We start from the raw sequence: 15,703 nt of genomic DNA, 5'->3' as shown, positions 1-15,703 counted from the left end.
TCCCCCGCCTTATTTTCTAAACGTATAAAAGTACTCTTCTATAATGTATGAACGGAATGCAAATTTGCGTTGAAAAATCTACAAATATTTTTCTATATTCTTTTTTCAATTGTGTTACAATAAGGACAGATTGAACGAATAGAGGTGTAAAATATGCGTTTCATTTGGGCATTAATTTGGTCGTTCGCGCTTGTACATATGATGAGCTACGTAATCGGCTCTATGACTGGCGGTACATACGATTTTAACCAAGCGTCTATTTTCTCAGTTGTTCTTGCGGTATTAGTACTAGCAATTTCAGCTGCAATTCCAAACGAGCCAGTAGAACAACACTAAAAAAGAGTCCGGATTTTATCCGAACTCTTTTTTATTTTACTTTACATGAACGACTAATTCGTTATTTTCTACATCAACAACTACGTGACTGTTATCAGTAATCGTTCCTGCAATTAATTCTCTCGCTAATTTCGTCTCAACTTGACGCTGTACATATCGTTTTAATGGACGAGCTCCGTACATCGGATCAAAGCCAGCTTCTACAACAAATTCTTTCGCTGCGTTTGTTAATTCTACTGTAATATGACGGTCAGCTAAACGACCTTGTAATTCTTTTACAATTTTATCAACAATACCTTTAATTTCATTCGTTGTAAGAGGTTTGAATAAAATAATTTCATCGACACGGTTTAAAAACTCTGGTCGGAAATGTCCTCTTAATTGTCCCATTACAAGTTCCCTTGATTCCTCTTTAATTGAGCCATCTGCTTCTAATCCATCTAACAAATGAGCAGATCCAATATTTGAAGTCATAATAATAACCGTGTTTTTAAAGTCTACTGTACGTCCTTGCGAATCTGTAATGCGTCCATCATCTAACATTTGTAATAAAATGTTAAATACTTCTGGATGTGCTTTTTCGATTTCGTCTAATAAAATAACTGAATACGGTTTACGTCTTACTGCTTCTGTTAATTGACCGCCCTCTTCATATCCAACATATCCAGGAGGCGCACCAATTAAGCGTGACACAGCGTGTTTCTCCATATACTCAGACATGTCGATACGAATCATTTGCTCTTCACTATCGAATAAAGACTGCGCTAACGTTTTTGCAAGTTCTGTTTTACCAACACCTGTCGGTCCTAAGAAAATGAAGGAACCAATTGGACGGTTCGGGTCTTTAATACCAGCGCGTGCACGAAGAACTGCGTCTGATACTAAGCTTACCGCTTCCTCTTGTCCGATGACACGCTCTGATAAAATTTGCTCTAAGCGTAGTAATTTCTCACGTTCTCCTTCAACGAGTTTCGCGACAGGAATACCAGTCCAACGTGAAACAATATCAGCAATCTCTTCTTCACTTACTTCCTCACGTAATAAACGATTTTCTTGTTTATTATGCGCGCCCATTTCTTCCGCTTCTTTTAACTCTTTTTCAATCGCAGGAATTTTCCCATGGCGAAGTTCCGCTGCTTTATTTAAATCGTAATTACCTTCTGCCTCTTCTAATTCGCGGCGCAGACGCTCTAAATGTTCACGTAAGTCACGAACTTTGTGAATATCTTCTTTTTCTTTCTCCCATTTCGCTCTCATACCACTTGCAACTTCTTTTAAATCCGATAATTCACGTTGCAACGTTTTTAGACGTTCTTGGCTACCAAAGTCCTTCTCTTTTCCAAGAGCTGCTTCTTCAATTTCCAGCTGCATAATGCGGCGCGTTACTTCATCTAATTCTGTTGGCATAGAATCAATCTCTGTTCGAATCGTTGCACACGCTTCGTCAACAAGATCAATTGCTTTATCTGGTAAGAAACGATCCGAAATATATCGATCTGATAAAACTGATGCTGCTACAATCGCACGGTCATGAATATTTACACCGTGATAAATTTCAAAACGCTCTTTTAAACCACGCAAAATGGAAATTGTATCTTCAACAGTTGGTTCTTCTGCTAATACTTGTTGGAAACGTCTTTCTAGCGCTGGGTCTTTCTCAATATATTTACGATATTCATCTAACGTTGTCGCCCCAATGCAATGCAGTTCACCGCGAGCAAGCATCGGTTTCAACATATTTCCTGCGTCCATCGCACCTTCTGTTTTACCAGCGCCGACGATTGTATGAAGTTCATCAATGAATAATAAAATGCGGCCTTCACTCTTTTTAATTTCATTTAATACAGCTTGCAGGCGCTCTTCAAACTCACCACGGAATTTCGCTCCAGCTACAAGCGCACTCATATCTAATGCAAAGATGGTTCTATCTTTTAACCCTTCTGGTACATCCTTTTTCACAATACGCTGCGCTAATCCTTCAACGATTGCTGTTTTACCAACACCTGGCTCACCAATTAAAACTGGGTTATTTTTCGTTTTACGTGAAAGAATGCGAATTACGCGGCGAATTTCACTATCGCGGCCGATAACAGGGTCAATTTTCCCCGCTCTTACTTCCGCCACTAAATCACGTCCATATTTTTCTAACGCTTCATAAGTTGCTTCTGGATTTTGACTAGTCACTCTTTGATTCCCCCGAACTGTCATTAACGACTGTAATAAGTTATCTTTCGTAATATGAAATCTTGTAAGTAATTGATTTATATCGCCTTTTTCTTCAGAAAAAGCAAGTAGTACATGTTCAACTGAAATGTAGTCATCTTGCAATTTCTCTGCTTCTTTTCCTGCTCTTACAAGTAGTTGTTGCAGAGCACCTGTTATATATAATTTTCCTGCTTCTGCACCGCTTCCCGTTACAGAAGGCTTTTTCTTAATTAAACTTTCCGCGCCTTGTTTTAACGCTTCTATATCGACATTCATTTTTTGAAAAATACGCACTGCTAACCCATCTTGCTCTTCTAATAATGTAAACAAGAGATGAACAGTATCTACTTCTTGATGATGATGAGATACCGCTAAAGATTGTGCACTCATAATCGCCTCTTGTGTTTTTGTTGTCATTTGATTTAAGTCCATCTTTACAGTCCTCCAAATGTTTGACTTTCTTTGACCTTTGATTTGATTATACGCCAACTGACTTTTTTATACAATAATTTTGCTTATGTATTTTCAAACTTATTATTGGAAAAAGAAAAAGGGAACATTCATTGTACAATTGAAAAATATACGGTAAATGAAATTATAATATGTAACGACAAAAAAGCCGCAATAATGATTGCGGCTTCTATTACGGTTTTCTTTTATATGTCCACTGACGGTTATGATTCGTGTTATCTGGAAACTTTTCACCGGCAGTTAATTTCACCATTTGCGGATCTTTTACCATACTTCCTGTTTCACCAATTTCTACGTAAATGCCATCATTTGGCGCTTTTTGTCCAGAACGAAACCTGCGATTTTGTCCCATTTCCATTCTCCTTCCATGACGTCTTTGCCTCATTAGTATAACCATTTTAAAAGAAAGCTTTTCTGTCATGTTTAGGAAACAAGTATTACATTTCGTTCTTGTACATATACATGAATGACACAAGCTTAGGAAGGGAGTTCTTTCCTATTTGTAGAAAAAAAGAAACCAACCTACTATAGGCCAGTTTCAAAGGAGAGTCAAACATATACGAGAAGATTACATGTTCATTATAAACTTCCTCACACGAGCAATGTAACCCTTTTCACAATTTGTACATAATGAAAGAAACATTGTTTGAACTTTCTAAAAAGACGTTGACTTTTCTTAATTTCCAGCGAGAAATAGTAGACACCGTAGCACTTTGCGACGTAAGATGGATATATAGTGAACTTTCCATCTTTGGTGTTCTCACCCAGTTTAACCTCTTATTTCTGCATATTAAAAACGGAAATACAGATAGAAACAAAAAAATTATTATAAGAGGTGAAATTATGAATAAACAGCATTTAATCGCATTAGACTTAGACGGCACTTTATTAACAGACAACAAAATAATTTCCACTCGAACGAAACATACAATTGCAAAAGCAAAGGAACAAGGACATATTGTCGTTATTTCAACAGGACGTCCATTCCGCGCTAGTTATGATTACTATAAAGAACTTGATCTGAATACACCAATCGTAAATTTTAATGGCGCTTACGTACACCATCCTCTTGATTCAAAGTGGGGAACACATCACTCTCCTCTTGAGCTAGCAACAGCCCAAGAAATTGTCCGAGCTTGCTTTGATTTTGGTGTAAAAAATATATACGCTGAAGTAATGGACGATGTGTATGTTCGTGAAATTGATGAAGATAAAAAACATATTTTCGAATTCGGTTCTCCAAAGATTTTTACAGGAGACTTATTAAATATTTTAAACGATCATCCAACTTGCTTATTAATTGACGCACATGACGAGCATTCTAGTGCAATTCGTCAGCATTTAACTGATATGCATGCTGAAGTAATCGACCATAGAAAATGGGGCGCACCTTGGCCGATTATTGAAATTGTAAAAAGCGGGTTAAATAAAGCTGTCGGATTACAAAAAATTTCTAGTCATTACAACATTCCACAAGAGCGAATTATCGCTTTCGGTGATGAAGATAACGACTTTGAAATGATTGAATTTGCTGGTCACGGCATCGCAATGGGGAATGCAATTCCTGAATTAAAATCACTCGCAAATCATACGACATTAACGAATGAAGAAGATGGTATTGCGCTATATTTAGAAGAGGTTCTTGGGTTATAATCTAAAAATTCCCTGCTTATAGTTTCTCGCCAAACGCTCATACTATTATTAGACGCGAAAGTCAGCGCGTCGATTGTTTTCAGCTAAATAAAGGGGGTTTTTCGAATGGGTAAAAAGAACAAATCAAAACGTTTTATCCAACAAGGAGCCGATGCTGTAATGAAGCATGATGCAAGATTCCCGTACAGAGGTACATTAGCTGAGGCAGAAAAAGCGAGAAGTAACTCTTCTTTTGGAGGGGTTTAAATGGGGAACTTACTATTCCAACAAGCTAGAGATGCTGTTGCAAATGCCGTATCTTGTTCAAGCGGTTCTGAGCAACAAGATCTCGTATATAGAGCAAAAAACGCTTTGCACTCTGCTTATGCAAACTCTTCAACAGCTGAAAAAGTTCAGCTACGTGAAATGCAGGAGCAGCTGCAAAACATTACGAATTTGCATTAAAAAAGAGGACCAGCTTTGGTCCTCTTTAATCTTTTCGAAACAATCCAAACACCCCAACCGTTTGCAGTACGTTTGTAAATGCACCTGGGTCCACTTGCCTAATAACTCTCTCTAATTCATATAATTCATAACGCGTAATAACAATCATTAACATTTCCTTATTTTCATTTGTATAAGCACCTGTTGCCGGTATAGTTGTAATCCCCCTCACTAAACGTGAATGAATCGCCTTTCGTACATCTGCCCCATTCTTCGTAACGATTAATGCTGTAATTTTCACATGACGCGTATGAATCGCATCGATAATTCGCGTTGAAACATACAAAGTTACCAAAGTATATAATGCTTTTTCCCATCCATACACATAGCCAGCAGCGATAATGATAAGTGCATTAAAAAAGAAAAAATACGTACCGACCGGCTTGTCTTTAATCTTTGATAAAATCATGGCGATAATATCTAAACCACCTGTAGAAGCCCCCCACTTTAACGCAATCCCTACCCCAATTGCTGAAATAATACCACCAAAAATCGCATTCAATATGATGTCGTTCGAGACTGCCCTAACCGGGATAATTTCTAGAAACAAAGTCATAAATATAACACAAAGAAAACTAAAGAAAGTAAAGGCCTTTCCAACCTTTTTCCACGCTAAAATAACGACGGGAATATTAAACAAGCTAAACAATACCCCCGTCGATATATGAATAGATAAAAAGTCACCTAATATTTGTGATAATAATTGAGACAATCCAGCAAAGCCACTCGCGTACACTTTCGCTGGCGTTAAAAATAAATTCATTCCAATCGCGTTTAACAAACCTGCGACGATTACAACGATTAACTTCTTTATAAGTTCGGTATAATTCAACTTCAAATCCATTTCTAATCCACCTTTATTATTCATGAATGCACTGCTATACATAGTCTTTACGAAAAAGGAAATGATAAACGTACAACGTTTAGAAATGGAGTTGATACATATGCCACATACGAGTGATAACGACAAAAAAGCACGCGATAATAATGCAAAGCGTACGCAAAAAAATGAGCAAGAACAAAAAAATATTCAGCAAGGTAAGCGTGCCTATTCTAAAAAGACCGATCACCTTTGATTCCATCGTACATCAACAGTATTGTTGATGTACTTTTTTACATTTTACAGGGAAAAAACATTAAAAATTCACTTCATGTTCACTTCTATATTCTACAATAGCGATAACATATTCGGATGAGGTGTTGGCATGAGAGGGAAACACATTTTCATTATTACTGCACTAATAAGTATATTAATGCTAGCTGCTTGCGAACAAAAAAATAGCTCAGCTACAGTCGCTACAGCAACAGACTCAACCATTACGAAGAGCGACTTCGAAAAGCAGTTGAAAGATCGTTACGGAAAAGACATGCTATACGAAATGATGGCACAAGACGTTATCACGAAAAAATATAAAGTATCTGACGATGATGTAGATAAAGAAGTACAAAAAGCGAAAAATCAATACGGAGACCAATTTAAAAACGTATTGAAAAACAATGGTTTAAAAGATGAAGCTGATTTCAAAAATCAAATTAAATTCAAACTTGCTATGAATGAAGCGATTAAGAAAAGCATTACAGAAAAAGACGTGAAAGACCACTATAAACCTGAAATTAAAGCGAGTCATATTTTAGTAAGTGATGAAAACGAAGCGAAAGAAATAAAGAAAAAATTAGATGCTGGTGCTTCATTTGAAGAATTAGCAAAACAAGAATCACAAGATCTACTATCAAAAGAAAAAGGCGGAGACCTTGGGTACTTCAATTCAGGCAGAATGACTCCTGAATTTGAAACAGCTGCTTATAAACTAAAAGTCGGACAAATTAGCAATCCCGTTAAATCACCAAACGGTTATCATATTATTAAATTAACTGATAAAAAAGATTTAAAACCCTATGATGAAGTGAAAGACTCTATTCGCAAACACTTAGAAGAAGAACGTATCTCTGACCCTGTATTCAGCAAAAAACTATTACAAGACGAATTGAAAAAAGCAAATATTAAAATAAACGATAGTGACTTGGAAGATACGTTTACTCTTGTGCATGAGCAAGGGAATTAAAAAAACACCGCCTTATTTTTTATAACAAAATAAGGCGGTGCTTTTTATTTCATTTACTTCTTAAAATACGTCCAGCCTTCTTCTTGATAAATCTTCTCTTCTTTCATCAACTTACCAAGTGCACGCTTAAATGCAGCTTTACTCATGTTGAAACGTTCTTTAATGTCTTCTGGATGGCTCTTATCCCAAAACGGCATTGCTCCGCCTCGTTCTTCCATATATGCATAAATTACAGCAGCATCATCTTCCATTCCTTCTTCTTTACGAGGAAGAAGTGAAATGTTAATTGTACCGTCATCTTTTACGTCAATAATACGGCCCGTTACGCGTTCACCGATGCGGACTTGTTCTTTTCTTTCCGTATGGTGTAAGAAAGCACGGAAATGCTCATCAGTTAGTATGAATGAACCAACTTGAAGTGAACGATACACACGTCCATTTACGTTTTTATTACGCATAGATGGCGTCGCATCTACGATAATTTCTTGCATATCACTATCTCTTGCCGGTAGAGCGATAAGACGATCACGATTCGTTAATTTTAACGTACAATATAATTCGTCGCCAACTTCTGGCCATACTGGCATATAAATTGGGAACTCATCAGCTGGGATTAGTATATCTTTTGATACACCGATATCAACAAACACACCTAAACTAGGAATAACTTCTACAACCTTTACCCAGTTCCAGTCAAAAGTTGTAATAAGTGGCTCCTTCATTGTTGCTGAAACACGATTTTGATGATCAAGGTATAAGAATACATCAATCGTATCGCCTTCTTCAATTTCTCCAACTAATTCGTTTTTATGTAGGAAAATTTCTTCTTCTTCATTCCCAACCATATATCCGATTTCCGTTTCACGTAAAACAGTTACCTGTTCAATCGCTCCTAATTGTAAATACATATTTTTTAATTCCCTTCTCTATATAAAGTGAAACTTTACTCAGTGGGGTTTTGTTCCTTCCCACTAATTGTCAACCCTCACCAATCGGGCGTTTACGGCAGTGGATCTCCCACTTAACTTCTTTGCTCTAACTGAATGCCCGTTAATGCGGGATAAAATTATCTTTTTTATCATTCCAAACAAAAGTTAATTATAACACGATTTTCCCTTTATTTGTCCAACTGCCCAAAATTCACTATAATAAAATGAGGTTACATGATTATAAGTATGAAAACACTTAAGTCTAAGCTCGTTTTCAGCTATACTTTAGTATGTACAGTACATAAAAAGATTAGAAATTTATTTGGAGGTGCTAACTATGGCAAAAGATAGTTCTTTTGACATCGTTTCGAAAGTAGAATTACCTGAAGTAACAAACGCAATTAACATCGCATTAAAGGAAATCCAAAACCGATATGACTTTAAAGGAAGTAAAAGTGATATTAAATTAGAAAAAGAAGTACTAGTTTTAACTTCTGACGACGAGTTCAAATTAGACCAAGTAAAAGACGTTCTAATTTCTAAACTTGTAAAACGTAACGTTCCAATTAAAAACTTAGATTACGGAAAAGTTGAAGCTGCGACTGGTAATACTGTTCGCCAACGTGCAACACTTCAACAAGGTATCGATAAAGATAACGCGAAAAAAATTAACAACATCATTAAAGAAATGAAATTAAAAGTAAAAACACAAGTACAAGATGACCAAGTACGTGTTACAGCGAAAAGCCGTGATGACTTACAAGCAGTTATCGCAGCAGTTCGCAGTGCTGACTTACCGATTGACGTACAATTTATTAACTACCGCTAAAAAGAAAAACATCCTCTGCACAGAGGGTGTTTTTCTTTTTAGCGGTAGGGCAAGATCTAAGCTTACAGGTAATCGGATAGTTAAAATAGGGATTGAATTATTGTAGCTTTACTTTTATACATTTGATATATATTTTTATGCATAAAGCAAGTTCTTTTAAAAATCGGCGCAAAAACCTCCTTCCCCACTCAAATGTAACAATTTATGAGTATAAGAATATTTTTTCCCCTTTCACGTAATGTAAAATTAGTAAGGAATTTATTTTATGAAAAATGTTAATTAAAAAAGAGTTAGAAGTGGTTATTTGAAGAAATTAATACTATGGTTTTTATTAACTACATTCTGTCTAAATATTGCAGGATGTTCTAATAATATAACTACACACAGGGATACACCTAAAACTTCGACACCTGAGAATTGTAAATACATCAACAAAGCTTGGTATAAGAAACTTATGGAATGTAATAATTGATGATATAAGTCATAAAAAAAGACACCATAAGGTGCCTTTTTTATAGAAAATAATAAGATGCTCATCAGAAATTATGAGTGATTTTTTTATTTTGTTTTTCAAAATATTTTTCTTTAACAATTTTTATCAAATTTTCTTTTTCTGTTAGTTCAAATATAAATAATGCTTTTTTCATGTTATCAGCTACATCTTCTTCATTATATTGTGTCAGTTTTAGCAAGTTCCAAGCTTTCCCATAATATAATTCACCTAATAAATATAAAGTATTTAGATTAATAGCTAATTTGATACCCATATCATTGTATTTTATTGCCTCTTCATGTTGATTTGCATGACCTAAAATTTTTGCTAAATTAAAAATGATTTTTAATTTAATCTCTTTATCTCTAGGAAAATCTAACTTATTAAAATTAGTTAAACATCTTCTTAATATAGTAATACTCTTTTCATATTCTTTATTTGCCCCATGAAATATAGCCATTGACTGCATAATATCTATTTCTCTCTCTGATAAAAAATCATCATTCGTTACAGTTAGTTTTAATGCACTATTTAAAAGATTTAAAGCAGTTTTTATTGATTTATTCACATGAAATATAGCAATCGCTTCATGCCATATTAGAAATTGTTTATCTTCTTTTAACTGGAAATTATTTTCGTTTTTCTCTTGTTTCACTATTTCGTAAAGTTCATCATATTGTTTTTGCTTTGTACAATCTCTCATTACATATTTTACATTTTCTACATATTTTAGTTTTTTATTTTGAGTTAGTGCAAAAATATGGTTTGGATCAATACCAAGCCTTTCAGATAACTGATATAACAATATACTAGATGGATAAATCATACCTTTTTCTATTTTGCTAATTTGACTTTGCGAACATATTCCATGACACAATTCAGATTGCGATATATTCTTTTTCATTCTTAGTTCTTTAATGGTAATACCCAAATCGTAAAATTCCATTTTTCCTCCTCAAATATAGCCCTCAATGAGTATCAGAATATTTTTTCACCCTTTAATGTAATGTAAAATCAGTATAGTTGCAATTATTGTTGTTCTAAAGGTCTTTTCACTTCTTTTCTCAGCTGTATTTCGAAGCGAGAGTCTCACTTCACACAAAAAAGCAGGCTAGGGAGAAAGTACCTTCCTTAGCCTGCCCCCTCTAGCTTTCGCACTTATTACGAGCAACACCATATCGCTTTATTAAATAATTTTTCCGGAATATACACTTTATCATTTTCGATTTTGTATTTTATATCGTTTCTCTTCAGAACTGCCGTATCAACAGAATGAACACTATCGCCCCACTGAACAAATTCCCCATCATCACGGTTGTCCCAAAAATAAAAACTTACGAATACGATAAAAACACATAAACATAGGGCGAACCACTTCTTTTTCCGCAAATATCTCACCTCAACTTGAACTGTAAACAAACACCTAAAAGAAAGAGTTATTCATTTCCGTTTCCTTTTAACGGCAATTAAAAATGTAATAAATAATACGTTCACACCGACTATTAAAGAGATAAATAACCAATTCACACCTGTTTCTCCGCTCACTTTATACACATTTGATTCTTCGCGCTTTAAAACAAGATAAAACTTTCCGTTTTCTTCTCTTATAATTTCATCTTCTAACAATCCTCTTAACTCTTGTTTTTCACCAATCGTACTTACGGGTACAGCAACCTTTTGTGTTTCTTTCGTATTATTAATCGCTACTAATGTGACTTCATCTTTATATTTTCGTTTTAGTATACTCATTCCATCTTTATCATACAAAAGTTCAAACGTACCGCGTCGTAGAGATGGTCTCGTTTGTCTAAGCTCACCTAGTTTCGTTATGTGCTGCATAAATTTTTCATCCGATTTAAAATCCATTAATCGTCTATTATCCGGAGTATCCCCTCCATCTAATGCAATTTCAGTCCCGTAATAAAAATTCGGAATACCCGGCGATGTTAATAAATATGTAAGAGCTAGTTTCAAACGAGATGGCGGATAATTTATATTCTCTTTTGCAATACGGGCAAACCTTTTTGTATCTTGATTATCTAAAAATGTAACGAATTCCCCGTCCTTTTCACTCACATCATATAAAGGTTTCACCGATACATCCGCTTTTGAAAACGATTCTACTATTTTTTCGTTATACTCACTAGCTTCCTTTGTCATAATACGAAAATCTTTCTTTATCGCTTGCATATCTTTTTGTACGTCATTCCAGAAAGAACGCGACTTTTTTTCACTATGTATTACATAACTTCCATCTAAATCAACTTCTTTGATCCACCATTTCATCGCTTCGATGACTTGCTGTTCGTTTTCTCCAAGCGGAAATTGAAGTACAACTTTCATTCCTTTTGCGTGCGCTTCTTGTACAAGTTCTTTCACATCATTTTCTGTTCCGAAATGTTCATTTACTTTTTGAAAATTACGCACGTCTAACCCATCGTACTTTCCACTTTCAAAAAGTGGAGAAAGCATAACAGTGGTAAAACCCATTTCTTTTATGTAATCCAGCCTTTTTATAATCCCTCTTATATCTCCGCCCTGATATCCTTCTAAATTGCCAACTTCTAACTGTTTGTCATTTTTCGGTTCTCCATTATTGAAGCGATCAATCATAACGGAATATATAACTTCGTCTCGCCACTCTCTTTTTTCATCTGCAAACGTATGTATTGGTACAAACAAAACGACAGCTAAACAAAAACAAATAAATAGTTTCCTAGTCCATATTTTCTTCACACGCATCCCCCATGTTTTTTAATTGTAAGAATATTATACCAATTTTCCAAACGAATCGCATACGTTGATTTCATTCTCCTTAAAACACTTCATGTTAGATTTCCTTACATAAGTCATAAAATTTTCTGAATTTTTAGTTGTTTTTTCTTTTCTTTTCGAATATGATATGAAACATAACAAGTTGATGTTATTTTTTCTAACATTATAGGAGGAGAGAAAATGAATACAGGAGATACAGTTTTTATGTTTGTAACGACAGTAATGGTCATGTTAATGACACCAGGATTGGCACTTTTTTACGGGGGCATGGTTCGCAGTAAAAACGTACTCAGTACGACAATGCATAGTTATAGTGCAATGGCTATCGTTTCGATTCAGTGGATTGTGATCGGCTATTCTTTATCATTCGGACCAGACTGGCACGGACTTATCGGTACACTCGATTGGTTCGGTTTAAACGAAGTTACCTACGCACCAAATCCAGACTACTCATCTACTATTCCTCACAATCTATTTATGATGTTCCAACTCATGTTCGCCATTTTAACTCCCGCTTTAATTTCAGGGGCATTCGCCGAAAGAATGCGATTTTCTGCTTTCCTTATTTTCATCCTTCTATGGACAACAATCGTTTACAACCCTGTCGCTCATTGGGTATGGGGTGTTGGCGGGTGGCTAAGAGAACTTGGCGCGTTAGACTTCGCTGGTGGTAACGTCGTTCATATTACATCTGGCGTAGCCGGCCTTGTATTAGCTATTTTTCTCGGAAAACGAAAAAACATAAACGGTACTTCTCCTCACCATTTACCATTCACAATGTTAGGGGCCGGTCTACTATGGTTCGGCTGGTTCGGTTTTAACGTCGGTAGTGCATTATCTTTAAATGATGTAGCTTTAACTGCATTTATTAATACAAATATAGCCGCTGCTGCCTCCGCATTAACTTGGATGCTTTCAGAATGGTTCTTCCAATCAAAACCGACTGCGATGGGAGCTGCTTGCGGAGTTGTTTCCGGTTTAGTCGCTATTACACCAGCTTGTGGGTTCGTTACACCTTTCTCCGCTCTTCTTATCGGAGCAATCGGCGGCGTATTATGCTTCGGAGCAGTCTTTTTCTTAAAAACAAAATTCGGATACGACGATACACTCGATGCATTCGGATGCCACGGTATTGGCGGCACTTGGGGTGGTATTGCGACAGGACTATTTGCAACTACTACGGTAAATACCGATGGCGCTAATGGAGTATTTTACGGAAACGCCGCTTTACTGCTTAAACAACTTGTAGCAATCGGAGCAACATATGCATTCACAATTATAATGACATATGCCATTATTAAAGCCATTAACTTCTTCCTCCCTGTTCGGGTAGATGAGCACGAAGAACATATGGGACTTGATATTTCGATGCATGGGGAGAAAGCTTATGAGTATACAGAGCGAGTAAACTAAAAAAGAGATGCAATCTATTCGTAGTAGATTGCATCTCTTTTATTGTGCTCGTTGCTGGTATACCCCACCTAGTATTCTAGTGAATATATCGGCGATTCTCCAGACATATCGTTTTATCAATAAATCCCAACATAACGAACTCGAAGAATACCCCGGTATGACTTACGAATCACCATACTTACTTTTATTCAAACTTAATATAATAAGAAACGCAATCGCTATTACAGCTAAAAAACGAACCGGATTAAACGGTGTTCCTACCGTTTCATTAAAACGATGATAAATAAAGGGAATCATCTCAAGTACCATTAGCCCCATCGCTATTTTAAATGTCTCAGCCATCGCTTTATTTTTTATAAACGTAGCACGCTCATCACCTTGTTTTCCAATTGCTATAAACATTTTTATAATAGCAAACACTACAAATAAAAAGACACTTAACGCAATAATGAAAATCAAAACATCCATCAAAACACACCTCTTTTATGTAAAACTTATTTGACAAGAGTATAGCATCTTTCGCCTCGTATGTAAAACATCTTTTACATATAAAAAAGACGACCGTTTAACAGTCGTCTTTTCCTATTTATTTCGGAGCATTCCCTACATATTGCGTAATATCAACATTTAAAGACTGCGCTAAACGCATTCCGTACTCTTGATCTGCACGGAAGAAGTTACAAACAGCTAGTAATTTCGTGCGCTCATTTACGTCTTTTAAGTCATTTGTTAAGTTTGCAATTAAGTTGGCTTGCTCTTCTTTAGAGAATGAACGGTAACGCTCACCTGCTTGTTTGAAGTCGTTTGGTTTGTCAATTTTTTCACGAGATACATAGCCTTCTACTTTCATAGTTGAATCGCGGTAAGCTTTGTCTTCAACTGGATTTTCAGCATGACGGCTCGGTTCGTAGTTGATTGTAGATGGGTTTTGATTGATTTGCATCGCACCATCACGTTGTTGGTTATGAACAGCTGCGTACGGGCAGTTTACAGGAATTTGTAAGTAGTTCGCACCAAGACGGTAACGCTGTGTATCTGGATAAGAGAATAAACGACCTTGTAATAATTTATCTTCAGATGGTTCAATACCATTTACAGTTGCACTTGGAGAGAACGCCACTTGCTCTACTTCTGCGAAGAAGTTTTTCGGGTTACGATTTAACGTCATCGTCCCTACTTCAATTAACGGGAAGCGATCTTCTGGCCATACTTTCGTTGGGTCTAATGGATCAAAGTCTAAAGAATCCGTTTCTTCTAGTTGCATCACTTGTACGTGTAAATCCCACTTTGGATAATTTCCTTTTTCGATTGCATCGAACAAGTCACGAGTTGCATGGTTGAAGTCTTTTCCTTGTACTTCTTGCACTTCTTTTGCATTTAAGTTACGTACACCTTGCTGTGGTTTCCAGTGATATTTAATATAGACAATTTTACCTTCTGCATTAATCCATTTAAATGAATGGACACCGAAACCTTCCATTTCGCGATAGCTTGCTGGTGTACCGTAATCAGAAAATACCCACGTCATCATATGTGTAGATTCTGGACTTAACGTCATGAAATCCCAGTAACGATCTGGCGTTTGAATATTTGTATCAGGTGCTGGTTTTAAAGAATGCACCATATCAGGGAATTTAATTGCATCACGAATGAAGAAGACCGGTAAATGGTTACCTACAATATCGTAATTTCCTTCTTCTGTATAAAATTTAACAGCGAACCCGCGTGGGTCACGAGCTGTTTCCGGAGAACCTTGACCATGAATAACCGTTGAGAAACGAACAAATACAGGCGTTTCAGTTCCTTCATTTTGTAAAAATGCTGCTTTCGTATATTGCTTCATGCTGTTTTTCGTTACGAATACACCGTGAGCACCTGCACCACGTGCATGCACAACACGCTCCGGAATACGTTCACGATCAAAGTGCGCAAGTTTTTCTACTAAATGATAGTCTTCTAATAATACCGGTCCACGGCGACCAGCTGTACGAGAATTTTGGTTGTCTCCAACTGGAGCACCTTGGTTTGTTGTTAAGCGATTATTTGGATTCAT

At 36.1% G+C, this 15,703-nt stretch carries 17 protein-coding genes; 8 read left to right on the top strand and 9 right to left on the bottom strand.

What is annotated here, in order from left to right; translation table 11 throughout:
* Positions 1 to 153 precede the first annotated feature (153 nt).
* Positions 154 to 336 carry a YjzD family protein gene (locus FS742_RS15815; protein WP_001211112.1) on the top strand — a complete coding sequence of 61 codons (183 nt, stop codon included), beginning with the start codon at positions 154 to 156 and terminating at the stop codon, positions 334 to 336.
* Positions 337 to 372: 36 nt separating this feature from the next.
* On the opposite strand, the gene clpB is transcribed toward FS742_RS15815, so the two are convergent.
* Positions 373 to 2,973 (bottom strand): ATP-dependent chaperone ClpB, encoded by a 2,601-nt coding sequence (gene clpB, locus FS742_RS15810; protein ID WP_144613503.1) that lies wholly within the window; start codon positions 2,971 to 2,973, stop codon positions 373 to 375.
* A gap of 211 nt (positions 2,974 to 3,184) precedes the next feature.
* A complete protein-coding gene (locus FS742_RS15805) occupies positions 3,185 to 3,364 on the bottom strand; it encodes a YjzC family protein (protein ID WP_000531421.1) in 180 nt (59 codons plus the stop codon).
* 491 nt (positions 3,365 to 3,855) lie between these two features.
* On the opposite strand from FS742_RS15805, the gene FS742_RS15800 reads away from it, so the two are divergent.
* The 3 genes from FS742_RS15800 (at position 3,856) to FS742_RS15790 (ending at position 5,109) form a co-directional block, all read left to right on the top strand.
* A complete protein-coding gene (locus FS742_RS15800) occupies positions 3,856 to 4,665 on the top strand; it encodes a Cof-type HAD-IIB family hydrolase (RefSeq protein WP_144613501.1) in 810 nt (269 codons plus the stop codon).
* Positions 4,666 to 4,770: 105 nt separating this feature from the next.
* Positions 4,771 to 4,911, top strand: a complete 141-nt coding sequence (locus FS742_RS15795; RefSeq protein ID WP_000516816.1) for a hypothetical protein — start codon at positions 4,771 to 4,773, stop codon at positions 4,909 to 4,911.
* Complete coding sequence (locus FS742_RS15790; RefSeq protein WP_144613499.1) at positions 4,912 to 5,109, top strand: DUF3813 domain-containing protein; 198 nt, start codon at positions 4,912 to 4,914, stop codon at positions 5,107 to 5,109.
* Between the two features lie 25 nt (positions 5,110 to 5,134).
* Here the strand turns inward: FS742_RS15790 and FS742_RS15785 are convergent, their stop codons facing one another.
* Positions 5,135 to 5,992, bottom strand: a complete 858-nt coding sequence (locus FS742_RS15785) for a YitT family protein (protein ID WP_000364451.1) — start codon at positions 5,990 to 5,992, stop codon at positions 5,135 to 5,137.
* A 100-nt stretch (positions 5,993 to 6,092) separates the two neighbouring features.
* Here FS742_RS15785 and FS742_RS15780 point away from each other — a divergent pair, with 100 nt between their 5' ends.
* Both FS742_RS15780 and prsA read left to right on the top strand, forming a co-directional pair.
* Entirely contained in the window at positions 6,093 to 6,224 is a 132-nt protein-coding gene (locus FS742_RS15780) for a DUF3941 domain-containing protein (protein ID WP_001120851.1), read from the top strand.
* A gap of 129 nt (positions 6,225 to 6,353) precedes the next feature.
* Positions 6,354 to 7,211, top strand: coding sequence for a peptidylprolyl isomerase PrsA (gene prsA, locus FS742_RS15775; protein ID WP_144613497.1), 858 nt, complete (start codon positions 6,354 to 6,356; stop codon positions 7,209 to 7,211).
* Between the two features lie 53 nt (positions 7,212 to 7,264).
* On the opposite strand, the gene FS742_RS15770 is transcribed toward prsA, so the two are convergent.
* Entirely contained in the window at positions 7,265 to 8,119 is an 855-nt protein-coding gene (locus tag FS742_RS15770; protein WP_064476825.1) for a CvfB family protein, read from the bottom strand.
* Between the two features lie 358 nt (positions 8,120 to 8,477).
* On the opposite strand from FS742_RS15770, the gene FS742_RS15765 reads away from it, so the two are divergent.
* Positions 8,478 to 8,969: a YajQ family cyclic di-GMP-binding protein gene (locus FS742_RS15765; protein ID WP_001040146.1), complete on the top strand. Its 492-nt coding sequence runs from the start codon at positions 8,478 to 8,480 to the stop codon at positions 8,967 to 8,969.
* Between the two features lie 536 nt (positions 8,970 to 9,505).
* Here the strand turns inward: FS742_RS15765 and FS742_RS15755 are convergent.
* The 3 genes from FS742_RS15755 to FS742_RS15745 form a co-directional block, all read right to left on the bottom strand.
* Complete coding sequence (locus FS742_RS15755; RefSeq protein WP_144613493.1) at positions 9,506 to 10,408, bottom strand: helix-turn-helix domain-containing protein; 903 nt, start codon at positions 10,406 to 10,408, stop codon at positions 9,506 to 9,508.
* Positions 10,409 to 10,623: 215 nt separating this feature from the next.
* Complete coding sequence (locus FS742_RS15750; RefSeq protein WP_144613491.1) at positions 10,624 to 10,851, bottom strand: hypothetical protein; 228 nt, start codon at positions 10,849 to 10,851, stop codon at positions 10,624 to 10,626.
* Positions 10,852 to 10,902: 51 nt separating this feature from the next.
* A complete protein-coding gene (locus FS742_RS15745) occupies positions 10,903 to 12,204 on the bottom strand; it encodes an alpha-amylase family glycosyl hydrolase (RefSeq protein ID WP_144613489.1) in 1,302 nt (433 codons plus the stop codon).
* 213 nt (positions 12,205 to 12,417) lie between these two features.
* On the opposite strand from FS742_RS15745, the gene FS742_RS15740 reads away from it, so the two are divergent.
* Complete coding sequence (locus FS742_RS15740; protein ID WP_144613487.1) at positions 12,418 to 13,650, top strand: ammonium transporter; 1,233 nt, start codon at positions 12,418 to 12,420, stop codon at positions 13,648 to 13,650.
* A gap of 162 nt (positions 13,651 to 13,812) precedes the next feature.
* Here the strand turns inward: FS742_RS15740 and FS742_RS15735 are convergent, their stop codons facing one another.
* Both FS742_RS15735 and katB read right to left on the bottom strand, forming a co-directional pair.
* On the bottom strand, positions 13,813 to 14,118 hold the full coding sequence (locus tag FS742_RS15735) for a hypothetical protein (protein WP_000382767.1): 306 nt from the start codon (positions 14,116 to 14,118) through the stop codon (positions 13,813 to 13,815).
* 118 nt (positions 14,119 to 14,236) lie between these two features.
* Positions 14,237 to 15,703: a catalase KatB gene (gene katB, locus FS742_RS15730; RefSeq protein WP_144613485.1), complete on the bottom strand. Its 1,467-nt coding sequence runs from the start codon at positions 15,701 to 15,703 to the stop codon at positions 14,237 to 14,239.

Origin of the sequence: Bacillus cereus (assembly GCF_007678085.1) — a bacterium.
GTDB classification, from domain to species: Bacteria; Bacillota; Bacilli; order Bacillales; family Bacillaceae_G; genus Bacillus_A; species Bacillus_A cereus_BE.
The sequence above is the reverse complement of the archived record's forward strand: the minus strand, read 5'-3'. Positions and strand labels throughout refer to the sequence as shown.